Here is a 23,357-nt window from a genome sequence, read left to right on the forward strand (position 1 = left end):
AACCGATGCAAACCTAGGCGTTGAACGGCCGGCATCGCAATAACGTGGATAGCCGGGGGGCTTGAACGCGCATGACCGAACTGAAGTATTTCGACGCTATTCGCGCGGCCCAGAAAAACCAGCGCCCGCTGTCGGAAATGCCGCCCTTCGATCTCGGCCGGATCCGGAAGACAGGGCTGATTGCGCGCATCGTCGGGTCTCTGGCCGAAGACCCCCGCTGGGCGCTTTCCTTGTTGCGGCGTTTCCGGCCGACCGGCAAGCTCTTCGGTGTTCTCGTGGTCACCAAGAACGCCGATGTCCGCGACATATTGGAGCGCGGCGACGAATTCCAGACCCCATACGGCCCGGAAATGACCGAGCTTGCCCGGGGATCCAACTTCATCCTCGGCATGCAGGACGGCGCCGACTACCGGCGCATGAAATCGTCGGTGCTGAGTGCATTCCCGCCGGCCGAGGTCGAAGCCGCCGTCAGGCCGATCGCGGCGCGTCATTCGCAAGAGATCATGACGCGCGCCAGCCCCGGCTTCGATGCGATCTCCAAGTTGATGAAGATCGTCCCGGTGCACATCTGCCGCGATTATTTCGGCGTCGAGATCGACGATGAATCCGAATTCGCCGACTGGGCGATCGCGCTGAGTGCGCTGTTCTTTTCGGACCCGACGGCGAGCCCCGTCATGCGCGAACTCGCAGTGGTGGCGGGCGACCGTCTTCTCAAAGTCATCGATCGCTCCATCCAGTCGGCGAGGGACCGGGGCTTGAAGGCCGAGCAACCGCTGGCGAGGCTGGTTGTCCAGACGGATCAGGGCCGCCTGTCGCGGGACGACCTCAATTCGATCATGCTGGGCATGATCGCCGGCTTCGTCCCGACCAATGTGTTGGCCGCCGGCAATTGCCTCGACGTGATCCTGTCGCGGCCCGACGCACGGCAGGCTATCGATGCCGCATTGGCCGAAAACGATACCGCCAAGCTCGACAGGGCCGTCCTTGAAGCCATGCGCTTCAAGCCGATCTGGGTCGGCCCCTGGCGCTACACGGCCCGCGACGCGATCATCGGCAAGGGTACGCGCCGCGAGCGCCTGGTGAAGGCCGGCACGGTGGTGATGCCGGCGACGCTGTCGGCGATGTTCGATGCCGACGCCGTGCAGAACCCGGACCAGTTCGACACATCGCGCCCGTATCGCGACTACATGGTCTTCGGCCACGGCATTCATCAGTGCATCGGCGCCGAGATTGCCAGGATCCAGATCGGCGAAAGCCTGCGCGCCCTGTTCCAGAAGCAGGGCGTGCGCCGCATGCCCGGCAAGGCCGGGCGGATGACCCGCATCGGCGCCTATCCCGAAACGCTCAAGGTCGATTTCGAACGGGCAGAACTCTGCCGCACCGTAACGCAGTCTATGGTGACGGTGGTCTGCCCGGTCACCCGATCCGCGTCGCTGGATGCTGTCCGCGACAAGGTTGCCAGCCTCGGCAACCCGGCCGTCGAAGATATCCGCACCGCGCTCGACATTGCCGGCACCGTCCACTTCACCAGCCTGACCGTGGTCGGCACCGGCGAGATCGGCGCTGATTCCGGTCAGGAAAAAGGAGCTCTGGTTCTCGAGATTTCCGGTGACGGCAGCATCGACGATGTCATCGATGCGGTCACGCACGCCATCGGGCACCGGCTGCGGCCGATCTTCAAGGATGTCTGCGATCTGCGCGATGGCGGCGCATTGAACGATTTCCTGCGCAAGCACAATGTCGACATATCGCCGTCCTTCGGCAGCAATGCCGGACTGGTGTTTTCGGGCACGCCGGGGCACTCGGTCCAGCGTATCAAGGCCGAGCAGCAGCTTTTCGAAGCCGTGCGCGACATCGTCGAGCGGCCACGCAAAGGCGCCGGCAACGCTCCTGCCGTGCTCGCTGAAGTTCGCCAGCATGTCCAGTCATTAGGGACGTTTGCCTGGGCGTTCGAGCCGGCCGAGAGCCTGCTGGAAAAGCCGCCGGGTCATTGGGGCCGTGCCCTGATGACGACGTTGCTGGTACCGCCGGTCTTCGTCACGGTGGCGATCATCTGGGCTGCTTGCTGGTACATGACCTACGGTGTGGTGTTCGGCAGATCTATCGACATCAGTTCCCAGGAAATCTCCTTCACCGCCATAGCCGTAGCAATCACCTCACTTCTGTTGTCGGGACTTGGAGTGTTGGTGGCAGCGGCGCTGCTGGCGTTTTCGTGCTTGCTGGCGCTGCGACGCCGCGAGGACAGGGATCGGCCGGAAAGCACATCGATCGGCATATCTGAATTGAACGCGATACTCGTCAAGGAGGGCCACGCGGCACAAAACCATCTGACTGCGATTTCGACGATGAAGGCCGGCATCCTGCGGCGGCTGGCGCTCAGGTTTTCTTTCTACCTGATCTCGATAGCTGCCCAGAAGGTATTCAAGCCAGGCTTCCTCAACACCATCAACACCATCCATTTCGCCCGCTGGATACTGCTGCCCGGCTCCAACCGATTGATGTTCTTCTCCAACTACGGCGGCAGCTGGGAAAGCTATCTTGAGGACTTCATCGCCAAGGCGTCCGCTGGCCTCACCGGCGTGTGGAGCAACACCGTGGGCTATCCACGCACACGATGGCTGTTCCTGGACGGCGCGCGCGACGGCGATCGTTTCAAGCGCTGGGCGCGGCGCCAGCAGGTGCCGACCCTGTTCTGGTACTCCGCCTATCCCCAAATCAACACAGAGCGCATGCGGATCAATTCCCGGGTCAGGCGCGGCATTGCTTCCGCCGTCGGCAACGAGGCGCGCGACTGGCTGAGCTTGTTCGGTTCGCTACGGCGCCCGGCGAGCGAAACAACCACCGTTCAAAAGACCACTTCGCTGCTGGCCAATATCAGCTCTGCCTTTCCGGCGCCTCTCGAGCAGCAGTTGGAAACCGGCGAGATCCAGTCCATCTTCTTCGGCCCGCTCGGCCCGCTCGCTTATTCGCATATGCTTGCGATCCGGGTGCCGGACAAGCTGCCGGCGCCCAAGCGCAGAGCCTGGCTCGATTTCGTTGTCGAGCAGACGAGTTTCGGCGAAGGCAGGCCCGCCGGGCGAGCTATGATAGTCGCCTTTGGTCCCGGTGGCCTGCGGCAGTTTGGGCTCGACGAGGGTGTGGAGGGCGATCCACTGGAAACATTTCCGATCGCCTTTCGCCATGGCATGGGCAATCCCGAGCGTGGGCGCATACTGGACGACCGAGGCCGCGACGGCCCGGACGAATGGGAGTGGGGGTCGTTGGAGAACCCTGTGGACCTGGTCATCGTCTGCTATGCTGAAGACCCGGGACGGTTGAAGACCGAGATTGCCACCGTGAGACGAAAGACGACCGGTGCAGGCATGAAGGTCGTCGCCGAACTGCCGCTCGCCGTAAACCGGGGTCCGACCGACACGAATACGAAATCGTCCGACGGGGCAAAGCGTGACGATCGGTCGGAACGTGGGCCAGCCTACGAGCATTTCGGTTTCGCGGACGGGATTTCGCAGCCGATTGTCCGGGGCACGACCCGCGCCAGCAGGGGCGCCGCGCCCATGCATCTGGTCGCGCCCGGCGAGTTCCTGTTCGGCTATCGTGATGAGCATGGGTTCTATCCAGCCTCGCCCTCGGTAAGCGCATCACGCGATCGGACCGGAATCCTTTCGCAGGTGCGCCGTAGCCGGCTGATACCGGGCCTGCCGCCACCGCCGCGCGATTTCGGGCGCAACGGTTCATTCCTCGTTATTCGCCAGTTCGAGCAGCACGTCGACGTCTTCAACAATTACTGCAAAAAGGCTGCAGCCTTGGTCGCGAGCCAACTCGGCAACCAAGCCATCACGCAAGACTGGATTGCCGCCAAGATGCTCGGCCGCTGGCAGAACGGTAGCTCGCTGGTGCGAAACCCCGATCATCCGGGACGCGTCATCGACAACAACTTCGCCGCTGGCGCCGAGGATCCGCAAGGCCATCGCTGCCCGCTTGGTGCCCACATTCGCCGTTCCAACCCACGCGACTCGCTGGGTGAGGACCGCGATACGCAGATCAATATCGGCAAGCGCCATCGTATCCTGCGGGTCGGCCGTACCTATGAGAAGCAGGACGGCAAGAATGGCAAGGTCGAAAAAGGGCTGCTGTTCATGTGCCTCAACGCCGACATAGAGCGCCAGTACGAATTCATTCAGCAGACCTGGGTTTCGTCGGCCACGTTCCAGGGCCTCGTCGCTGAAAAGGACCCGACGATTGGTTCGCGCAGCGGTGATGGCAGGTTCACCATTCCGTCATGGGAAAAGGTCACGACGCTCCGTGACATGCCGCAATTCGTCACCACCAAGGGTGGTGGATACTTCTTCATGCCCAGCCGCTCGGCGCTGCGCTACCTGATTTCGCGGCTCTGAGTCTTAGCCGGGGCTGATTCGGGATCGGCGTCAGTCGTCGTCCTGCGATTCTGCGATATGGCGCAGCGCCCCGGTGTCGGTGATGCGCAGGCCGCCGCGTTTGATGGCAATGAACGAGCGGTTGCGCCAGTCGTTGAGCGTCTTGTTGACGGACTCGCGCGTGGCGCCGAGGAACTCTCCGAGTTCCGATTGCGAGATCGGGATCCAGCCGGCGCTGTCGGCCATCACCTTGGCCAGGAAGACCAGGCGTTTGGCGAGCCTCGCCTCGATGCCGAAGAAGGCCTGGTCGCCGAGTTCGCCGCTGACCCAGCGCAGCCGGGCGCACAGAAGTTCGATCATCGCGCGTGCCAGCGGTGGATTTCTCTCAATGCGATCAAAGAGTTGTGTCCTGCTGAGCGAAACCAGCTCGCAAGCGGTTAGGCAGATGGCGGTGGCGGTGCGTGGCCGCCCGTCAAGCGCGCCGATCTCGCCGACGAGGCTGCGCGACAGCTCGATATTGGCCACCAGCTTCTGCCCGCCAGGCGAATAGATCGAGATTTCCACCGTGCCGCTCATCACCCCGTAGATCCGGTCGGCGGCATCTTCCTGGACGAACAGATGCTGGCCGGCGGCGTAGCGCTCGACCTTGCAGCCGCTGAACAGGATATCGAACAGCTTTGGATCGATGCGTGCCAGGCGCGGCAGATCGTTTCTGTCGTTTGGGCCGCCAAAAGCCATGTTCCAAATTCCCAATTGCCGCAATCGGCGAAGTTTAAGGGCCGAAGTCTAAGGCAAGAGTGCACCGCGTCAAAGGCCGGCGTTCATCCCTTGCGATTACGCCTTGTAAAGGCTTGGCGCAGTGGTCGCGCCCAGTGCCTGGCTCGTGCCGGGCGGAAAGCCGCCTACACGCGCGGCGAGAGGAGCCGCGCGTGCAGGCGCCAACTGATAAAAATGGATAGGTGATAAAATTTCTGTAAAACCGAGCGGCCGCAATGGCCCTTCCACCCGTTGCGATAGGTGGGCGCAAACAGCGTGAGCGTCTGTGACGGAGATCACATACGGCATCGCTGAAATAATGCGAGCGTCATACATCGCGCGAGCGACTGCGGCAAAGACATGCCGACGTTGCACTCCGGTCATCTTCGACGCGAGTTGATTTGTTTCCTTGCCTGCCAATCAGAAATGCACCAGTCTAAAATGGGGCAATACAGTTATTTACTTCGACAGAACCTTTGGGGGCGACTATGCCGGTCAGCAGAGAGCAGCGAATCCGTCAATATCTCGATCTCGTCACCGGGGGCGAGGGGACTGAATCGGTCCTCGGCAACGTGGAGACGATGGCAGGCGGCGCTCTGGAATCCCTTGCGCCTGCGGAAGCCGGCAAGACGGAGGCGGCGTTTGAATCGGCGCGCGCTGGCATGGAGAGCCTCGCGCGGGGCGCCGAAGTCGCGCCCGAGCAGCTTTCCGATCTGGAAGCCATAATCATCCCGGAGTTGCGGCCGGTCTATGACATCAAGGATGGCACCTTTACGACGCTGACTTTCGACGGCGCTCCGACACCTGGCCATTCGCTGTGGACGAAGCTTACCAGCGAGGCCGCATTGAAGCAGCGCATCGAAGCCGCCCTGCCGGCGATCGGGCGTATCGAACTGTTGTGGAACACCAATATCCCTTACGGCGGCACGGGCTTCGTCGTCGGCCGCAACCTGTTGATGACCAATCGTCATGTGGCGCAGATATTTGCGGACGGCCTTGGCGACTGCAATCTGCAATTCATCAACGGCCGCGCCGCCGGCATCGACTTCAAGCGCGATTCGGCGGCGGGAAACGTCTTCAAGATCCGCAATGTCCGGATGATCCATCCCTATTGGGACATGGCGATCCTCGAAGTCGAAGGCCTGCCCGACAACATCACGCCGCTGTCGCTCGCGGTCGCCGACGCGCGCGATATGCTGCGCCAGGAAGTCGTCGCCATCGGCTATCCCGCGTTCGACAATCGCAACGCGGTCGATGTCCAGAACGAGCTCATGCGCAATCGTTTCCAGGTCAAGCGCCTGCAACCGGGCATGCTGCAGGGCGGCTTCGATACGGAGAGTTTCGGCAAGATCGTCAGCGCGGCGACACATGATTGCTCGACCACTGGCGGCAACTCCGGTACCGCCATGATCAACCTCGCCACCGGCGAGGTCGTGGCGCTGCATTTCGCCGGCCGCTATCTCGAGCGTAACTACGCCGTGCCGACCGGCGCGCTGGCCAAGGACCAGCGTGTCGTCGACCTCGGCCTCAATTTCGCCGGCGCCGCCAGCGGCGGCCCAAACGATTGGGGCGCATGGTGGAACAAGGCGGACAGCGGGTCGCCGGCCGAGGGCGTAAACCTGGTTGAAGTCGGCGGCGTCCAGCAGATCCCGGGCGTCGCCACCCAGACGCCTCCATCCGGAGGCGTCGTCGTTTCGCCGGGCGGCAGCGTCACCTTCGAAGTGCCGTTGCGCATCACCGTCTCGCTCGGCGCAACGCCTGCCCATGAAGCGGTCACGGAATCGGTCGAGCTCGAAGCGGCCAAGTCGACCCCTCCAGGCGGCGCATTCGTTCCCAAAACGGTCGCGGACTATGCCGGCTATAAGGGCTACGACGAGAAATTTCTCTCTGGCGGCACTAAACTCGCGCCGGTCGTTGTGCCGATGCCTGAGGCCACCGACCTCTCCGTGCTGGCGCCGCTCAAGGCCGGCGGCACGCAACTCGACTACCAGAATTTTTCGCTCAAGATGCACGCCAAGCGGCGGCTGGCGCTGTTCACCGCCTCCAACGTCACCGAGGAGAGCAATCTGCGTGAGCCGGAAAAGGGCCGCAACTATTCGCGCGGCGGCCTGTTCAGCGAGCGCTGGTTCCCGGATCTGCGGCTCGACGACAAGTACCAGATCCCCGACGTCTTCTACACCCAGGATCAGGGCGCCTTCGACAAGGGCCATATCGTCAGGCGCGATGACGTGGCCTGGGGCAGCACGTTCGAGCTTCTGCTCAGGGGCAATGTCTGCTCCTTCCATGTCACCAACTGCTCGCCCCAGGTCGAAGGCTACAACCGCTCCGACAGCGGCGAGAAGAACTGGGGCGATCTTGAGAATCACGTCCTGTCGGAGGCGGCCAGCGAGCGGCTTTGCGTCTTCGCCGGCCCGGTCCTCGCCGAAGACGACCGGACCTTTGCCGGCAAGGGTCCCAAAGGCACCAGTCTCCGCGCGCCGGTGCCGCGCCGCTTCTGGAAGGTGGTGGTCGCCCGCGTCAGTGACGGCATCGCCAGCTACGGCTTCGTGCTCGAACAGGATCTGTCAGACACCGAGCTCGAGTTTGCCGTCTCCGACGAGTTCGTCGGCGCCATGTACCCGCTGACCGAAATCTCCGAAATGACCGGCGTCACCTTCGATCAGTCGCTGATCGACGCCGACCAGTACGAAACGGTGCGCGGCACCGAAATTGCAATGCGGGCGGGATCACGGAGACGAAAGAAGAAGGCTTAGGCTCGCGCGGCGCTGCGATGCCTTGCAGGGAACACCATGACCGAATGGACGCAATCCAAGCCGACCTCCCTGCTGCCGGCCACGCGCCCCCGAGCGGTACCAATTAGCGCCAACACAGCGGAGATCTGGATCAGCACATAGCTGACGGCGAGCCGGGCACCGGAAAGAAGTCGTTCGTCAAAAAGCCGTGATGCAGCGCTTCAAGATAGCGGCAATAATACGGGCTGGTTTTCATTCGGGGTTTTTACATGCGCACACGTCACGCCATCATGCTTGCACTTTCCGTGCTTTCCATTCCTGCCGTCTCCATCCCGGCGCAGAAGGCGCAGGCGCTGGAGCCTGAAAAATACACTGTCTACTGCGCCAACGACCACATCGAGGTCTCATTCTGGGATCTTGAGCAGATGAAGGTGCGGAACGGCTCCGATGTCTGCCAGTTCCAGAGCTACACGAGCTACTCAAGCGCCTTGAACTTCGCGCAGAAGAATTTTGGTGGGGAAGGGGCGAGTTGCAGCTGCTAGGAGTGCTGGCTTGGAGTGCGCTGTTCAGGGAAAGAAAATGGTGGGCGATGCAGGGATTGAACCTGCGACCCCACCCGTGTGAAGGGTGTGCTCTCCCGCTGAGCTAATCGCCCGCTCGTTGCCCGAAGGCCAAGCGAGCCGCGATATAAGGGAGGCATGCCGTTGAAGTCAAGGCGATGCGCCCGCCTTCTATGCCTGAAATAGCCGAGGACAGGCGCTGCCGCGGAATCCCCGTTTCGCTCAGCCGGCCGCCGCTGCGATCAGCCGTTCCGCCAGGTCGAGCGTCAGCGCGTCGAAATGCGAAATCACCGCCGATGGTTCGAATTCCCTGACATGGCGGTCGGTGTAGCCGAAATCGACGGCGACCACCGGAATGCCGGCGGCCTTGGCCGTGTCGATGTCGGTCTGCGAATCGCCGACCATCAGCGCATGATGCGGATCGCCGCCGGCGAGCCGGATGGTCTCGGTCAGATGGCGCGGGTCGGGCTTGCGGAAGGCGAACGTGTCCTGGCCGGCGATCGCGGCGAAATGCTTTGTCAGGCCGAGCGCCCCGATCAGCGCTTTCGAATTCGCCTCATATTTGTTGGTGCAGATGGCAAGCAGGTAGCCGGCCTTCTCGAAGCGGGCGATCGCCTCGACCACGCCGGGGTAGGGGCGCGACTTGCCGGGGATGTTGAGCGTGTAGTGGTCGAGGAACAGCTTGAGCAGCCGGTCGTGCTCCTCCACCGCCAGTGACTTCTGCTGCGCGGTATGCGCGCGCTCGATCATCACCCGTCCGCCCTGGCCGACAAAACGCCGGAAGCCGGCCTCATCGACAGCGGCAAGCTCGCTGGCGGCAAGGCTGTGATTGAGGCTGTCGAGCAGATCCGACGCCGTGTCGATCAGCGTCCCGTCGAGGTCGAACACGATGATCGGTTGGGTCATGGCCTATCCTGTGGCTGATGCATTGCAGGCAGGCGATAGCGGCTGCGCTTCTTTCAGGCAAGCCGGTGGGAGCCAAAGTCTTTGACCCTGCGGGCAAAAGTGCTAGGAGCGCGCATCCAGAAAAATCAGAACCAAGCCAAACCCCCGGGGCGAGCATGAATCCGAGGCAGTTGAAAGTCGAGGCCGCGCGGGCTGCCCTTGCCCATGTCAGCGACGGCATGCGCATCGGCATCGGCACCGGGACGACGGCCGACGAATTCGTGCGGCTGCTGGCCGAAAAGATCGCCACCGGCTTGTCCATCATCGGCGTGCCGACGTCGGAGCGCACCGCAGCCCTTTGCCGCGAACTTGGCGTGCCGCTGTCGACGCTTGAGGAAACGCCCGAGCTCGACCTCACCGTCGACGGCGCCGACGAGATCGACGCGGCGCTGACGCTGATCAAGGGTGGCGGCGGCGCGCTGCTGCGCGAGAAGATCGTCGCGGCGGCATCTCAGCGCATGATCGTCATTGCCGATCGCTCGAAGATGGTCGACACCCTTGGCCGGTTTCCCTTGCCGATCGAAGTCAACCGGTTCGGCCTGCGCGCGACCGAAATCGCGGTCGCGGCAGCGGCCAAAAGTCTCGGCCTTTCCGGCCCGGTTACATTGAGGATGACGGGGGGCCAGCCTTTTGTTACAGACGGCGGCCATTTTATCCTCGATGCATCTTTTGGCCGCATTCCGGATACAAGAGCGCTTTCGAATGCTCTCCATGCCATTCCTGGTGTGGTCGAGCATGGTCTTTTCATCGGGCTGGCGTCAGCGGCCATCATCGCCGGCGGCGACGGCATCCAAACCGTCCATGCCGCCCGAAAACCAGGGAGTTCTACCGATCATGATGTTGCATAACCGGGTTCGCAATCTTTGCGCCGTTCTGGCGGCTTCGGCCGTTTTCGCCTTCTCCTCCCCGGCGTTCTCGCAGGAGATCACGGAATCGCATCTGAAGGCGGCACGGGCGGCGGTCACGGCAATCCACGCGACCGACTCGTTCGACAACATCCTGCCGCAAGCGGCGGCCTCGCTCGAGCAGCAGCTTATCCAGAAGAACCCTGATATGCAGGAGCTGATCGGCAAGACCGTCAGCGAAAAGGCACTGGCGCTGGCCTCGCGCCGTGCCGATCTGGAGAAGGAAGCAGCGCTCGCCTATGCCAAGGTGTTCTCCGAGAAGGATCTCACCGACATCGCCGCCTTCTACAATTCCGATGCCGGCAAGAAGCTGCTCGACAACGGCCCCAACGTGACGCGCGAACTGGTCAAGGCCGCCGACATCTGGCAGAACGGCCTGGCGCGCGATCTCGCCCAGCAGGTCGGCGAAACGCTGGCAGCCGCCGCGAAGGCCGCTGCTCCGGCCGCGCCTGCGCCGGATAACGCAACTGCCCCCGCCGATGGCGCTGCACCTGCCGACGGCGATGCGCCCGCAGACGGTGACCAGCCGGAAGCGCCGAAGAACTAAGACGTCTGATTTCGCCACCGGCATCCTTGCCGCTGGACCAGAAAGCCCGGTGGAAACCGGGCTTTTCTTTTGGCTTCATGCGGCCTACCTGTCTCAAACATTTCTTGAGGCAAGGAACAGCAGCATGGCCGGTTACGACTACGATCTCTTCGTCATCGGCGGCGGCTCCGGCGGGGTGAGGGCGGCGCGCGTGGCGGCAGCGCTCGGCAAGCGTGTCGGCATCGCCGAGGAATACCGCTATGGCGGCACCTGCGTCATCCGTGGCTGCGTGCCGAAAAAACTCTATGTCTATGCCTCGCAATTTCCCGAGCATTTTGCCGACGCCGCCGGCTATGGCTGGACGGTGCCGGAGGCGAGCTTCGACTGGCCGACGCTGGTCGCCAACAAGGACCGCGAGATCGCCCGTCTGGAAGCGATCTACGAAAAGAACGTAAAAGGCGCCGGCGGCGAGACGTTCCACTCGCGCGCCATGCTGGTCGACCCGCATGTCGTGCATCTCCTGGGCGATGACCGCACCGTCACCGCCGACCAGATCCTGATCGCCACCGGCGGCCGGCCGGCGCCGCACCCGGCGCTGCCCGGTCACGAGCATTGCATCTTTTCCAATGAGGTTTTCGACCTCAAGCAACTGCCGAAGGCGATCATGATCGAGGGCGGCGGCTACATCGCCGTCGAATTCGCCAATATCTTCCATGGCTTGGGCGTCGACACCACGCTGGTCTATCGCGGCAAGGAGATACTGTCGCGCTTCGACATGGACCTGCGGCGCATGCTGCACGAAACCATGGAAAAGAAGGGGATCAAGATCCTCTGCCACGCCGTGTCGGAATGGGTCCGCAAGCGGCCGGACGGCAGGCTGGATGCGTTGGTCACCGGCGGCAAGGTGCTGACAGTCGACCAGGTCATGCTCGCCATCGGCCGCCTCCCCAACACTGAGAATATGGGCCTGGAAGGCGTCGGCATCGAACTCGGCAAAACCGGCGCCATCGTTGTCGACGAATATTCCCGCACCAACATCGACAACATCTGGGCGATCGGCGACGTCACCAACCGCGTGCAGTTGACGCCTGTGGCGATCCACGAAGCCATGTGCTTCATCGAGACCGCATTCAAGGGCAATCCGACCGCGCCCGACCACGACACCATTCCGACCGCCGTCTTCTCACAGCCGGAGATCGGCACCGTCGGGCTGTCCGAGGACGATGCCGTCAAGCGCTACTCCGATATCGAAATCTACCGCGCCACATTCCGGCCGATGCGGCACACGCTGTCGGGCCGCGACGAAAAGATGCTGACGAAGCTGGTGGTCGATGGCGCCACGCGAAAAGTGCTCGGCGCGCACATCCTCGGGCCGGACGCCGGCGAGATGGCGCAGTTGCTCGGCATTCCGCTGAAGGCCGGCGTCACCAAGGATGATTTCGACCGCACCATGGCCGTCCACCCGACGGCAGCGGAGGAACTGGTCACCATGTACAAGCCCACCTACCGCGTGAAGAACGGCGTGCGGGTCGATTGACGCCCGCGCGCTCGATCTTGAAGCCCCCATGGCAGCCGCTGTTGCCACCGCGATGGGAGGCCTGAAGCTTATTACAACAAAGTGCCGCGCAGGATGACCAGCGCCACCGAGAAATAGATCACCAGGCCGGTGACATCGACCAGCGTGGCGACGAACGGCGCCGAGGCGCTCGCCGGATCGAAGCCGATCCGTTTCAGCGCGAACGGCAGCATCGACCCCGACAGCGAGCCGAAGGTGACGACGCCGACGAGTGCTGCCCCCACGGTCGCCGCGATCAGCGGCCAATGCGGCCCATAATCGTAGAAGCCCATATATTGCCAGAGCGCGATGCGGCAGATGCCGACCACGCCAAGCATGGCGCCGAGCACGAAGCCGGTGGGCAATTCGCGTAACGCCACCCGCCACCAGTCGCGAAGGCCGATCTCGCGCAGCGCCAGCGCGCGAATCACGAGCGAGGTCGCCTGCGAACCGGAATTGCCGCCCGAGCTCATGATCAGCGGGATGAACAGAGTGAGCACGATCGCCTTCTCCAGTTCGCCTTCATAGCTTTGCATGGCGTTGGCGGTCAGCATCTCCGAGATGAACAGCGCGCACAGCCAGCCGCCGCGCTTCTTGATCATCGCGAGAAAGCTCATCTTCATGTAGGGCTCGTCGAGCGCCTCCATGCCGCCGAAACGATGCGCGTCCTCGGTCGTCTCCTCGATCATGGTGTCGATGATGTCGTCGATGGTGACGATGCCGAGGATCTTGCCGTGGTCGACGACGGGAACCGCGAGCAGGTCATATTTGGAGATCGTCTGCGCCAGTGTCTCGCGATCGGTCAGCGGCGTCACCGTCACCGGGGCGCGATCCGGCGCCACCGACAGGATCGGATCGTCCGGCTCGCCGGTGATCAGCCGGCGCAGGCCGGTCGAGCGCACCAGCACATGCGTGTCTGGATCGACGATGTAGATGGCGTAGACAGTCTCCCGCGTCCGCTCCACCTTGCGGATGTAGTCGAGCGTGCGCCCGACGGTCCAGTCCGACGGCACGCTGACGAATTCGGTCGTCATGATCGAGGCGGCGCTGCCTTCTGGATAGCCGAGAATGGAAAGCAGCGTTGCCCGCAGCGGCGGGACCAACCCGCCGAGCAGCTCGGAGCGCGCCGGTTCGTCCAGTTCGCGCAGGATATCGGCGGCGCGGTCGACCGACATGGCGGTCAGGAGCTTGCACGCCTTGGCGCGCGGCAGCGCCTCGGCCAGATCGGAGGCGCCGTCGAGTTCAGGCTGGTCGAAGATCTCGACCAGCCGCTCGAACGGCATTTCGCAAAGCAGTTCTATCGCGGTATCGCGAGATTCCCGGTTCAGGGCCTCGACGACATCGGCGACGTGATCATTGGCAAGGATACGCGCGATAGCGACGGCATCGTCGCCCGCTACGACGGGGGTAAATTCGTTCATGGCTCACTCCTTGCCGTCCGGCGGAACGTGAGCCGTTAGAGGTCACATCGAGGCGGACGGCGGTTGCGTTCGACTACTGTCGCCAGGCATGACGCGGTGACCTTTCTGCTCGCGGGTTCGAGTTGGAATTCAGCGAGCGGGCGCAACATAGGAGCGCATCTTGGCGAGTCAATCGCGGGGGTGGCGGAAAACAGCCGGGAGCCGGCCCAATCGCGAGACTGTGATGATTATTGAAGGGGGAGGGAGCGAGTGCCCCGCCGCCAGTGGCGGAACGCGCTTCGGCGTGGCTGCTATTTCTGCTTCAGCCGGCGTGAAAAACGCATCCATTTGTCCTCGACCGGCCGCGGCTGCGTAAGGATGGTGGTGAGCTCGCGCGGAAGGTTCGGAACAAGCGGCCTCTTGGTGGCGACGCCGTCGGCGATCGCGACCACGCTATGGTAGAATTCCTCGCCCGAGGCCGAACGTGGCGGCACCGCCTCATGCATGATGCTGATCACCGTGACATCGGGACAATTGTCCTTGATGGCCTGGTGGAAGGCGATCTTGCCATCCGGATCGAGCGCGCCGGTCGCTTCGTCGAGGAACAACAGTCCCGGTCGCTGCACCACGATGCGGGCCACAACCAGCTTCTGCTTCTGGCCGCCGGACAGCAGCTGGTCCCAGATCTTTCCCTCGCGGCTTTCATCGGCCATGTGTTCGATGAAATCGCCAAGGCCGGCCTTGTGCAGGGCTGCCGCGACCTGCGCATCGCCATAGTCGTCCTCGGAGCCGGGCAGGGACACCAGCTGCTTCAGCGACACCTGCTGCAGCTTGACCTCCTGGGCGGCATAGAAGCTCCTCACACCGTCAGGGAAGACGATGGTGCCGCGGCCATAAGGCCACAAGCCGTTGATCGCCTTGATCAGCGAAGTCTTGCCGCAGCCGGATTCGCCCTTGAGGAATGCCCACTCGCCGCGCCGAAAGCGCAGATTGGCTGCGCTCAGGAACGGCGTGGCGTCCTCGCCCTGATGCGCCAGTTCAAGCTTTTGGATTGTCAGGCCGAAGACCGGGTTCTGGCTGGCATAGTGGAAGTCGGAACGGCCGGTCTGGCTGTAGAATTCCTGCGGCTGTTGGACGTTTTCAATGGCGTGCGCCAATTCAATGACGCGCTGGCTGTTCGCCCGCAAGGTGGCGAGACTCGGCATGACATGGATGAACCAGGAACATTTGCTGATCAGCGCGTTGACCTGCTCGGAACCGGTTATGTAGCCCTTGAGGTCGACGCCGTTGTGGATGAACGGCACCAGACCAGGTCCGTAGGCGACAACTTTGGCCCCGACGAAATTATAGACCGATTCGAATCCCGCATAGAGGGTGTTGACGATGTTGAGCTTCGACCAGGTCGTATCGATATCGAGATAGAGCCGTCCATGTATCGTCTTTTGCACGTCTTCGCCTTGCGACGCCGACACATGGAAACTGCGGCGCAACAAAGTGATCAGCTCGCTGCGATAGGTGCCTTCGGCCTTCTGCATCCTGACGTTGAGCCACTCCAGCATTCCGCCGAGTTTGATCGCGATCCAGGTATTGACGGGCACGTAGATGGCAACCGCCAGCAGAGCGAGGACGGCGCTGCCATAGCTGCCGAGGGCATCCAGGCCTTTTACCTCCACGGAATTCGCCAGCAAAGCGCCGCCGACAAAATAAAGTGAGGTGAAGACGCCGAACACACCTTGGGCAAGCCCGATGGCGCCGCCCGCCATGTCTTTGATGGATTCCTGCACGCGCTGATCAATGTTGTCGGGCGCTGGCGCATCTGGCGAGCCATTCTGGGCGTGGTAGTGCGTATGGTTGGTATCGAGCAGCGCCGCATTGAAACGCGCGTTCAGCCAGGCGCGCCATTTGCGATGCAATGTCGCCGATACAAATTTGCAGGCGCCTATGATTCCCATGTCCTTGAACACGACCAGCAGGACAAGCAGGCCGGCATTGGTAAGCACCGATTCAAGGGGCGTGATATTCGCGGCGTCGTGAAAAAAAGCGATTGAGGCTGCCAGTTCGCCCGCCAACACGGTAAACCAGACGTCCGCCTTGCTCGACAGGGCTATGATGAGTGCGAGGACGACGGTGAGAGCCCAGGCCTCTCTCCACCGGTCCGAGAACCAGTAGGCCCGCATCAGTCCCCAGAAGGTCCGCATCGACGATACTGGCGTCAGGGGCGGCGGCCCGGCGGGGGCGTCGCGGTTCCAAAGTGCCGATATTGAACGTCGCGGTCTGTCGACCCGAATCACAATCCCGCCCAAACCTTTTTAGTTTTGTTACGGATAGTAACACCAATTGATCATTTTCTATGAATTTTATCCCGCCGAATGTGAGGCAGCCCACCCCCCGTTGCTATGAGGCAACAGTTGGTGCTGCGAGACCGCCGTCTTTGGGCCGAATTTGTCCTTTGTTTCAATGTGTTGTGAGAACGCTTAGATGTGCGAAAATATTCCCGGGGGGAAGGCTCATACACGGCTTTGTGACCAAAAGGCCTGCCCGTCGGCCGGTTTTCCCACCGCGCGCTAACCGGATCGCCCGAAAAATTGCCGTCCGTGATCGCCCCAGGCCGCCCGAATCATTTCACCGGCCATCATGGTTGGGCACGCAAGATCGTCGCTCCTGTAAAGCGACTGTTCATGAGGTGGCACGCGCTTTTTAGCTGCAGCTCAACACCGTTTGACAATCAAGCGCACTGGAATGAACCTTGCCGGGCACTGTCGGCACCAATGCATGTCCGGTCCCCAACAAGGAAGCTCCCCAATGCTTGCAAGCGCAGCCGTTCCCGCAATCGTGACGCTCTTTGCCTGGCTGCCTCTTGCGCATGCCGGCAGCCAGACCATTCCGGCAAGCGCCGAAGGGCAAATCGAGTTCAATGCGCCGTCCGGCAACATCGGCTGCATCTACACGCCGAAGGGCGGCACCAGCACCTACGAGCCACAGGATGGCGGTCCGGAACTGAGCTGTTCGCGCGTCGAGCCCAGCTACGTCACCGTGATCCTTGGGCCGAACGGCCCGGCGACATTGATCAAGAATCCGGGCGAGCAGGGCTGCTGCAGCGATGTGGCGAAGCTGGCTTACGGAAGCAGCTGGAGCAAAGGGCCGTTTACCTGCCAGTCGTCAACCAAGGGACTGACCTGCACGGGCAGCAACGGCCACGGATTCTTCCTCAGCAAAGCCAAGGTGACGGTGAAATAACCCGAGCATGATCCCGAAAAGTGGTTGCCGGTTTTCTCGGACAAACGGGAAACCGTTTTGTCCAGAGATCATGCTCAAACAAGGAGATAGAGCCCATCCCGATTTCCATCGGGATGGAACAGGCTCTAGCCGGCCTTTTCCAGTTCGCCCTTGGCCTTTGCGGCCGCGACTTGGCGGATGGCATCAGTCAGCGTGTCGGCGTCCTGCGCGCCCATGACGGCGTATTTGCCTTCGAGCAGGAAACACGGCACGCCGTTGATCCCCATCCGCGATGCCGTGGCGATTTCTGTGCGCACCTCCTCGACGTCGGCATCGGTCGGCAACAGCGTTTCGACCACGGCAGCGTCCATGCCGGCCTCGCGGGCGGCATCGATCAGCACGGCGTGGTCGCCAATATTGCCGCCTTTCTCGAAATACAGTTGGAACAGCCGGCGCACGAGCCGGTTCTGCACGGCTTCACCGGCGGCACCGGCCCAGCGGATGACACGATGCGCGTCCAGCGTGTTGGCGGCGACCTTGATGGCGTCGAAAGCGAAATCGATGCCTTCGGCTTCGCCGAGCGGCTCTATGCGGGCATGCATCTGGCGGATGCGCTCGTCGCTGCCGAATTTGGCCAGCATGTATTCGCGCCGGTCCTTGCCCTCGGGCGGGATGGTCGGGTCGAGCTGGAACGGCCGCCAGCGCACATGAACCTCAACGTCGCCGGCAGCGGCAATCGCTTTATCCAGCCGCTTCTGGCCGACGAAGCACCAGGGGCAGACGACGTCGGAAACCACGTCGACGGAAATGGAATTGTCATCGCTCATCTTGATCTCCTGCAGCCGAACGTTTCAGCGAGACCGATCTCGGCCACGCTCAGTTCGGCTTGCGCCACCAGGTCGGCCATTGATAACCGAATATGGGCGTCTTTTTGGGATGGTCCAGGTAATTCCAGTAAGCGAGCCATTGCTGCGCGTTGTACTGCATCGGCACCATGTAATTGCCGGAGATCAGCAATCGGTCGAGCACGCGCACGGCGGCGACATAGTCTTCCTTGGTCCGTGCTCTCAGCATCGCGTCGATCGCCGCGTCGACCGCCGGATCGGCGACGCCGGCCAGATTGAATGAACCTTCTCTTTTGGCCTCTGAAGAACCCCAGCGAAGGTTCTGCTCCATACCGGGAGACAGCGAGTTGCTGAACCCGCTCGACCCGACAAGAACCTCAAAGTCGAAACGCTGCTTGCGCGACTGGATCTGGTCGGCCTCGAGGCTGCGGATGGTCACCGCGATGCCGATCTTTTCCAGCGAGCGCTGATAGATGGCGGCAAAGCGTTCATCGTCCTGCGACGCCGTCAGGATCTCGAAACCGAACGGGTTTCCCTTGGGATCCAGCAGGACGCCATCCCTAACGGCGTAGCCCTGGCTCTTCAGCAGGTCGAACGCCAGCTTCAGCACCTTGCGGTCCTGGCCGGTGCCGTCATTCACCGGAGGGCGCCAGCTGCCGTCCATGACATCGGCCGGCACGCGGCCGGGGTAGGGCGCCAGCAGCGCCTTTTCCCTGTCGCTGGCGGGATGGCCGAGCGCGGAAAGTTCGGAATTCTGCCAGTAGCTCATCGTGCGCGTGTACTTGCCGCCGAACAGGTTCTTGTTGGCCCATTCGAAGTCGTAGAGCATGCCGAGCGCGCGCCGCACCTCCGGATTGGAAAACTTCTCCAGTCGCGTGTTGAACAGGAACCCGGTCACCACGGGCGGTATGCCGGTGTCGAAGGTCTCGGCGATCACCTCGCCGCGATGAAAGGCGGGAAAATCGATGTCGCGCTCGCGCTTGACCGGATCGCCCTCATCGTAAATGGCGCAGATGCCTTTCTTGAACGCTTCCGTCTTGGCATTGGCGTTGAGGAAGTACTCGATGGTGATCTGGTCGTAATTGTCGAAGCCGCGCTTGGAAGGGATGTCCTTGCCCCAGTAATTCGGATTGCGCTTGAAGACGATGCGCTGTCCCGGCTGCACCTTGTCGATGGTGTAGGGACCGCTGCCGATCACCGGCTTCAGCGTCGTCTTGTCGAAGGTATCCTTGTTGAAGGCGTGCTTTGGGATGATCGGCGTCAGTGCGATGATCAAGGGGGTCTCGCGATTGGCCTTGTCGTTGAAGGTGAAGCGCACGCTGTGATCGCCGGTCTTTTCGAGCTTGGCGATCAGGCTCATGCGGTCCCTGTAGGGCGGGCGGCCCTTGTCGGTGAAGACATCGTAGGTGAACAGCACGTCATCCGGCGTCACCGGCTCGCCATCGGACCACTTTGCATTTGGGTTGAGATGGAACTCGATCGACTTGCGCTCGGGATCCATATCGGCTGTGTCTGCGAGCAGGCCATAGAGGCTGAAGGCCTCGTCGTAGTTGCGCATCATCAACGGCTCGAAGACGAGATTGCCGAAAATGAGGTCCTGCATGCCGCGCGCCGTGGTGCGCAGGCTCTTCAGGATGAACGGGTTCAGATTGTCGAAGCTGCCGACGACGCAGTAAGTGATGTTGCCGCCCTTGGGCGCATCGGGATTGACGTAGTCGAAATGCTGGTAGTCGGCTGGCAGCGCCGGCTCGCCCTGCATGGCGATGGCATGTTTCGGTTCCGACATCGCCACGCCGGGTGCAAAGGCGAAGAACGAAATTGCGGCGATCAGCCAAACAAGAATGCGGCCCATGACCGTCTCCTTACTGGGCGGCTTGATGATTCGGAGTGCACCCTAACATGGCGCCGCGGCGCTCCGGCCAGATACATCAACCCAAATCGCACGACCCAAATTGCGAGGCCAAGAATTGCAGGCGGCGGGCTGGATTCGGCTGCTCATGCAGTGTAACACGCGCTCCGAAGTCATTCTGTTGCCTCAATTCGGCAACAGGTAGCAGGACCACACGGCGCGAAGAAGCCGGTCCCGGGATCATTTGAGAGGAAATGCACGACATGACGAGCCTGAACAGCAACGCATACCGCCTTTCGGTCCTGGCCGCGGGCGTGGTCGGCTTTCTGGGCGCCGGACTTCCCACCGCTTCGGCACAGCAACAGATTCCGCAGGGTTGGTTCAAGGCCTGCACCAAGCAGGAAGATGTCGACATCTGCAATGTCCAGAACATCATTACTGCCGGCAACGGCCAGTTCGTCACCGGGGTCAGCCTGATCGAGTTGAAGGGCAAGGTAAACCGCAAGGTCTTCCAGGTCACGGTTCCCCCAGGTCGCCTGGTGCCCCCCGGCATCGCCCTGCAGATAGACGCCGGCAAGGCGACGAAGCTGGATTATGTCATTTGCTTCGCCGACCGTTGCGTTGCCGAAGTGCCGCTGACCGACGCGCTCGTCGCGTCCTTCAAGAAGGGACAGGCGATCACGCTGACCTCGATCAACTTCCAGAGTCAGCCAAATCCAATCAAGGTTGCCTTGACCGGCTTCAGCGGCGCCTTTGACGGCGCGCCGCTGCAGCAGTCGGACATCGAGGATCGGCAGAAAAAACTTCAGGATTTCGTCGTCAAGAACAACCAGGACTTCGCCAAGAAGCTCAAGGACGAGCAGGCCAAGGCCAAAGCCGCCAACTAATCGCCGGGACAGATACCGGAGCGACAAAAAGCGGGGTCATGCCCCGCTTTTTTGTTGTCGTCACGTCGATGCAAGGTGATGTCAGTGTCTCGACTGGCGTTTTGGCTCATAGCGTCCGTCGGGCCGCTTGTCGAACATCTCGCCGATCTGTGGATGCCGGACCGGTTCGCCCGATTGATCCTCGAGCAGGTTCTGCTCGGAGACATAGGCGATGTATTCGGTTTCCGAATTCTCGGCGAGCAGATGGTAGAACGGCTGGTCCTTGCGCGGCCGCACGTCGGCCGGGATGGCTTCGTACCATTCGTCGGTGTTGGCGAATTGCGGATCGACATCGAAAATGATGCCGCGGAACGGAAACAGCCGATGACGAACCACCTGTCCGATCGAAAATTTGGCCGTTTTCATCATACTCACCACTAAGCCTCTAGAGCGCCCGGCGTCCCCTCGAATGTGCGAAGAGCGCTCTAAGACTTTGAATTTACACACACCGTGGCCAAAAATCGAGCCCGACTTAGGTCTGGGATCAGGCTTTATTTGGCGCAGATAGCGTGTCAGTTCAATGCCGAAGCGCTTGACGCCCGATGAAGCTACGGGCTAGCCCGGTCCCGGGGTTTCGGGCCAGGGCAAAAATGTCTGACATTGTCGGTCTTGTTCTTCCGTTCTTCGGGCTGATTTTCATCGGCTTTCTGGTCGCGCGCATGACCAGGCAGCCGCTGGAAGCGCTTGGCTGGATGAACACCTTCATCGTCTATGTCGCACTTCCTGCCCTGTTCTTCCAATTGCTGGCCCGCACGCCGTTCGAACAGTTGACCGAATGGCGCTTCATCTTCGGCTCGGTATTTTCCACCTACACGATCTTCTCGATCATGTTCGTATGGTCGGTGACGGCGTCGCGCGGCGAGATCGCCCAGTCGACGATCAAGGCGCTGGCCGCAGCCTACGGCAATATCGGCTATATGGGGCCGGGGCTGGCGCTGCTCGCCTTCGGCGAACAAGCGGCGGTTCCCGTCGCGCTGATCTTCTGCTTCGAAAATATCATGCATTTCGCCATCGCGCCGATGATGATGGCGCTGTCGGGCGACGACAAGACATCGCCGTGGCGGCTCATCCTCGGCGTCGTCAGGAAAATCGTCCTGCACCCGTTCATCATCGCGACCGCGCTTGGCGTCGGCGCCGCCTATCTCGGCTTTCACCCACCGCAGCCGGTCGATCGCCTGCTTGAATATCTTTCGCGGGCAGCCGCCCCTTGCGCCCTGTTTGCCATGGGCGTGACGCTTGCGCTCCGGCCGCTCAACCGCGTGCCGCATGAGCTGGTGTCGATCGCGGCGCTGAAGCTGATCCTGCATCCATTGCTCTGCTACGTCGTGCTGAGCTGGATCGGGAACTTTTCCGAAATCTGGGTTTTTTCAGCCGTGCTTTTGGCGGCATTACCGACCGCAACCAACGTCTTCGTCATCGCCCAGCAATATGGCGTCTGGGTGCAACGCGCCTCGGCCAGCGTGCTGATTACTACCTGCCTCTCGGTGCTGACGGTGACCGGGCTACTCTACATGATCCGCCACGGCATCTTACCGCCGGACCTGTTTCCGTGAACCGCCGGTAAGCGCCGCAAAGCCGCTGCCCGGCCTTAAGCCTTCGCGCATGAAAAAGGCGCGCAGCGGCGCGAAACTGCCGAGCACATTGAGGCCGGCGCTGCGTGCCATCTGCGCCGGCAGCATGTCCGAAAGCAGCGACATGTTGAGCAGATTGACCGCGCCGGAACGCGCCAGAATGTCAGGACGGCGCCTGGAATCATAGGCGGCCAGGGCCTTCGCGGCGCCGGGGTCGCTGCGATTTTTACCGGCGATTCCAATCAGATCCTCGACGTCCCTGATGCCGAGGTTGAGACCTTGGGCCCCGATCGGCGGGAACACATGTGCAGCCTCGCCGACCAGCGCCACACGGTTTTGCGCGAAGCGCCCCGGTGATGCCGCTGAAAGCGGGTAAATTTGTCGGCCGGGCTCGACCGACACCCGGCCCAGCATCGACTGCATCTGCTGCTCGACACGCTCGGAAAGCGTCGCGTCATCGAGTGCGGCGAGGTCCTTGGCCGTCTCCGGTTTCACCACCCAGACGAGGCTGGAGCGGTTGCCGGGCAGCGGCACCTGGGTGAACGGCCCGGTCTCTGTGTGGAACTCGGTCGAGGTGAAGCCGTGTTCGCTGCGATGGCCGAAATTCAGCACCAGCGCCGCTTGGCGGTAGGATCGCACCGAGGCCACTATGCCTGCCGCCTCGCGCGCCGGCGACAGGCGCCCATCGGCAGCGACCGCAAGCGCGGCCGAGACTTCGCGACCATCAGTCAAGACGGCATGCGCCTGATCGGCGTCCAGACGCCAACTCTCGACCATCGACGTCAGCCATTCGATGCCGGGATGCGCCGCGACGGACTTGGCCAGCGTCGGGTTCAGCGCACTGTTGGGCAGGTTGAGCCCGAACTGCTCCTCGCCGATCTCTATGGCGCGAAAAGTCACCACCGGGCTGCGGATCAGCCGGCTGGTCGCATCAACAATGCGCATGACCTTCAGCGGCGCGGCCTTCGGCGCAAGTTCGGCCAGCACGCCCAGCCGATCGAGAACCTTGAGAGCAGGGTTCATCAGCGCCGTGGTCCGGCCATCGGGCCCGCCTGCTTCGGGTCCGACCAGGGTTACCGGAAAGCCCGCCTCGGCGAAACCGAGCGCCGCGATCAGTCCGGCAGGGCCGCTGCCGGCTACCAGTATCCGTGCTGTCTCGAGATGATCCAAATTGGACTTCCAGTTTGCGATGCAGGTG

General features: G+C 62.1%; 18 protein-coding genes and 1 tRNA gene. 9 read left to right on the forward strand and 10 right to left on the reverse strand.

Translation table 11 applies throughout. The features are described from left to right. The first annotated feature begins 71 nt into the window (after positions 1 to 71). Complete coding sequence (locus NKJ88_RS13315) at positions 72 to 4,394, forward strand: cytochrome P450 (RefSeq protein ID WP_352444288.1); 4,323 nt, start codon at positions 72 to 74, stop codon at positions 4,392 to 4,394. A 30-nt stretch (positions 4,395 to 4,424) separates the two neighbouring features. Here NKJ88_RS13315 and NKJ88_RS13320 read toward each other — a convergent pair whose 3' ends face one another. Both NKJ88_RS13320 and NKJ88_RS13325 read right to left on the reverse strand, forming a co-directional pair. Continuing rightward, entirely contained in the window at positions 4,425 to 5,111 is a 687-nt protein-coding gene (locus tag NKJ88_RS13320; RefSeq protein ID WP_023668987.1) for a Crp/Fnr family transcriptional regulator, read from the reverse strand. Positions 5,112 to 5,207: 96 nt separating this feature from the next. After that, complete coding sequence (locus tag NKJ88_RS13325; RefSeq protein WP_352444290.1) at positions 5,208 to 5,549, reverse strand: hypothetical protein; 342 nt, start codon at positions 5,547 to 5,549, stop codon at positions 5,208 to 5,210. A 68-nt stretch (positions 5,550 to 5,617) separates the two neighbouring features. Here NKJ88_RS13325 and NKJ88_RS13330 point away from each other — a divergent pair, with 68 nt between their 5' ends. Both NKJ88_RS13330 and NKJ88_RS13335 read left to right on the forward strand, forming a co-directional pair. Beyond that, complete coding sequence (locus NKJ88_RS13330) at positions 5,618 to 7,882, forward strand: DNA/RNA non-specific endonuclease (protein WP_352444291.1); 2,265 nt, start codon at positions 5,618 to 5,620, stop codon at positions 7,880 to 7,882. A 248-nt stretch (positions 7,883 to 8,130) separates the two neighbouring features. Continuing rightward, positions 8,131 to 8,403, forward strand: a complete 273-nt coding sequence (locus NKJ88_RS13335) for a hypothetical protein (RefSeq protein ID WP_352444293.1) — start codon at positions 8,131 to 8,133, stop codon at positions 8,401 to 8,403. A gap of 38 nt (positions 8,404 to 8,441) precedes the next feature. On the opposite strand, the gene NKJ88_RS13340 is transcribed toward NKJ88_RS13335, so the two are convergent. Both NKJ88_RS13340 and NKJ88_RS13345 read right to left on the reverse strand, forming a co-directional pair. Next, positions 8,442 to 8,516: transfer RNA gene (locus NKJ88_RS13340), tRNA-Val, on the reverse strand. Positions 8,517 to 8,643: 127 nt separating this feature from the next. Then, a complete protein-coding gene (locus NKJ88_RS13345) occupies positions 8,644 to 9,327 on the reverse strand; it encodes a phosphoglycolate phosphatase (protein ID WP_352444295.1) in 684 nt (227 codons plus the stop codon). 155 nt (positions 9,328 to 9,482) lie between these two features. Here NKJ88_RS13345 and rpiA point away from each other — a divergent pair, with 155 nt between their 5' ends. The 3 genes from rpiA to gor all read left to right on the forward strand — a co-directional run bounded on the left by rpiA (position 9,483) and on the right by gor (position 12,334). Beyond that, positions 9,483 to 10,214 carry a ribose-5-phosphate isomerase RpiA gene (rpiA, locus tag NKJ88_RS13350; RefSeq protein ID WP_352444296.1) on the forward strand — a complete coding sequence of 244 codons (732 nt, stop codon included), beginning with the start codon at positions 9,483 to 9,485 and terminating at the stop codon, positions 10,212 to 10,214. Beyond that, on the forward strand, positions 10,201 to 10,818 hold the full coding sequence (locus tag NKJ88_RS13355) for a DUF2059 domain-containing protein (protein ID WP_023668979.1): 618 nt from the start codon (positions 10,201 to 10,203) through the stop codon (positions 10,816 to 10,818). The genes rpiA and NKJ88_RS13355 overlap by 14 nt, the downstream gene beginning before the upstream one ends. A gap of 124 nt (positions 10,819 to 10,942) precedes the next feature. Beyond that, on the forward strand, positions 10,943 to 12,334 hold the full coding sequence (gor, locus tag NKJ88_RS13360; RefSeq protein ID WP_352444299.1) for a glutathione-disulfide reductase: 1,392 nt from the start codon (positions 10,943 to 10,945) through the stop codon (positions 12,332 to 12,334). 71 nt (positions 12,335 to 12,405) lie between these two features. Here the strand turns inward: gor and mgtE are convergent, their stop codons facing one another. Next, complete coding sequence (gene mgtE / locus NKJ88_RS13365) at positions 12,406 to 13,773, reverse strand: magnesium transporter (protein ID WP_352444301.1); 1,368 nt, start codon at positions 13,771 to 13,773, stop codon at positions 12,406 to 12,408. A gap of 290 nt (positions 13,774 to 14,063) precedes the next feature. Then, positions 14,064 to 15,950 (reverse strand): ABC transporter ATP-binding protein/permease, encoded by a 1,887-nt coding sequence (locus NKJ88_RS13370; RefSeq protein ID WP_352444303.1) that lies wholly within the window; start codon positions 15,948 to 15,950, stop codon positions 14,064 to 14,066. A 604-nt stretch (positions 15,951 to 16,554) separates the two neighbouring features. Here NKJ88_RS13370 and NKJ88_RS13375 point away from each other — a divergent pair. After that, a complete protein-coding gene (locus NKJ88_RS13375) occupies positions 16,555 to 16,989 on the forward strand; it encodes a hypothetical protein (RefSeq protein WP_023750697.1) in 435 nt (144 codons plus the stop codon). 125 nt (positions 16,990 to 17,114) lie between these two features. Here NKJ88_RS13375 and NKJ88_RS13380 read toward each other — a convergent pair whose 3' ends face one another. Together NKJ88_RS13380 and NKJ88_RS13385 are read right to left on the reverse strand one after the other, a co-directional pair. Then, a complete protein-coding gene (locus NKJ88_RS13380) occupies positions 17,115 to 17,795 on the reverse strand; it encodes a DsbA family oxidoreductase (RefSeq protein ID WP_352444306.1) in 681 nt (226 codons plus the stop codon). 49 nt (positions 17,796 to 17,844) lie between these two features. Next, entirely contained in the window at positions 17,845 to 19,665 is a 1,821-nt protein-coding gene (locus NKJ88_RS13385) for an extracellular solute-binding protein (protein ID WP_352444308.1), read from the reverse strand. Positions 19,666 to 19,925: 260 nt separating this feature from the next. Here NKJ88_RS13385 and NKJ88_RS13390 point away from each other — a divergent pair, with 260 nt between their 5' ends. Further along, a complete protein-coding gene (locus tag NKJ88_RS13390; protein ID WP_023668972.1) occupies positions 19,926 to 20,549 on the forward strand; it encodes an invasion associated locus B family protein in 624 nt (207 codons plus the stop codon). A gap of 81 nt (positions 20,550 to 20,630) precedes the next feature. Here the strand turns inward: NKJ88_RS13390 and hspQ are convergent, their stop codons facing one another. After that, positions 20,631 to 20,954: a heat shock protein HspQ gene (gene hspQ / locus NKJ88_RS13395; protein ID WP_023668971.1), complete on the reverse strand. Its 324-nt coding sequence runs from the start codon at positions 20,952 to 20,954 to the stop codon at positions 20,631 to 20,633. Positions 20,955 to 21,178: 224 nt separating this feature from the next. On the opposite strand from hspQ, the gene NKJ88_RS13400 reads away from it, so the two are divergent. After that, the gene (locus NKJ88_RS13400; RefSeq protein WP_352444311.1) at positions 21,179 to 22,141 is read left to right on the forward strand and encodes an AEC family transporter; all 963 of its coding nucleotides are present in this window, start codon (positions 21,179 to 21,181) and stop codon (positions 22,139 to 22,141) included. Here the strand turns inward: NKJ88_RS13400 and NKJ88_RS13405 are convergent. Further along, positions 22,118 to 23,329, reverse strand: a complete 1,212-nt coding sequence (locus tag NKJ88_RS13405; protein ID WP_352444313.1) for a UbiH/UbiF family hydroxylase — start codon at positions 23,327 to 23,329, stop codon at positions 22,118 to 22,120. The genes NKJ88_RS13400 and NKJ88_RS13405 overlap by 24 nt on opposite strands. Positions 23,330 to 23,357 lie beyond the last annotated feature (28 nt).

The sequence above is a fragment of the Mesorhizobium sp. M0016 genome (assembly GCF_040324035.1).
Classification (GTDB): domain Bacteria; phylum Pseudomonadota; class Alphaproteobacteria; order Rhizobiales; family Rhizobiaceae; genus Mesorhizobium.

Bases quoted from the DNA above. Each gene is read 5' to 3' on its own strand.
- mgtE (WP_352444301.1), bottom strand. From the start codon at position 13,773: ATGAACGAATTTACCCCCGTCGTAGCGGGCGACGATGCCGTCGCTATC.
- rpiA (WP_352444296.1), top strand. From the start codon at position 9,483: ATGAATCCGAGGCAGTTGAAAGTCGAGGCCGCGCGGGCTGCCCTTGCC.
- NKJ88_RS13315 (WP_352444288.1), top strand. From the start codon at position 72: ATGACCGAACTGAAGTATTTCGACGCTATTCGCGCGGCCCAGAAAAAC.
- NKJ88_RS13330 (WP_352444291.1), top strand. From the start codon at position 5,618: ATGCCGGTCAGCAGAGAGCAGCGAATCCGTCAATATCTCGATCTCGTC.
- hspQ (WP_023668971.1), bottom strand. From the start codon at position 20,954: ATGAAAACGGCCAAATTTTCGATCGGACAGGTGGTTCGTCATCGGCTG.
- NKJ88_RS13335 (WP_352444293.1), top strand. From the start codon at position 8,131: ATGCGCACACGTCACGCCATCATGCTTGCACTTTCCGTGCTTTCCATT.
- NKJ88_RS13380 (WP_352444306.1), bottom strand. From the start codon at position 17,795: ATGAGCGATGACAATTCCATTTCCGTCGACGTGGTTTCCGACGTCGTC.
- gor (WP_352444299.1), top strand. From the start codon at position 10,943: ATGGCCGGTTACGACTACGATCTCTTCGTCATCGGCGGCGGCTCCGGC.
- NKJ88_RS13370 (WP_352444303.1), bottom strand. From the start codon at position 15,950: ATGCGGACCTTCTGGGGACTGATGCGGGCCTACTGGTTCTCGGACCGG.
- NKJ88_RS13385 (WP_352444308.1), bottom strand. From the start codon at position 19,665: ATGGGCCGCATTCTTGTTTGGCTGATCGCCGCAATTTCGTTCTTCGCC.
- NKJ88_RS13320 (WP_023668987.1), bottom strand. From the start codon at position 5,111: ATGGCTTTTGGCGGCCCAAACGACAGAAACGATCTGCCGCGCCTGGCA.
- NKJ88_RS13400 (WP_352444311.1), top strand. From the start codon at position 21,179: ATGTCTGACATTGTCGGTCTTGTTCTTCCGTTCTTCGGGCTGATTTTC.
- NKJ88_RS13390 (WP_023668972.1), top strand. From the start codon at position 19,926: ATGACGAGCCTGAACAGCAACGCATACCGCCTTTCGGTCCTGGCCGCG.
- NKJ88_RS13355 (WP_023668979.1), top strand. From the start codon at position 10,201: ATGATGTTGCATAACCGGGTTCGCAATCTTTGCGCCGTTCTGGCGGCT.
- NKJ88_RS13375 (WP_023750697.1), top strand. From the start codon at position 16,555: ATGCTTGCAAGCGCAGCCGTTCCCGCAATCGTGACGCTCTTTGCCTGG.
- NKJ88_RS13345 (WP_352444295.1), bottom strand. From the start codon at position 9,327: ATGACCCAACCGATCATCGTGTTCGACCTCGACGGGACGCTGATCGAC.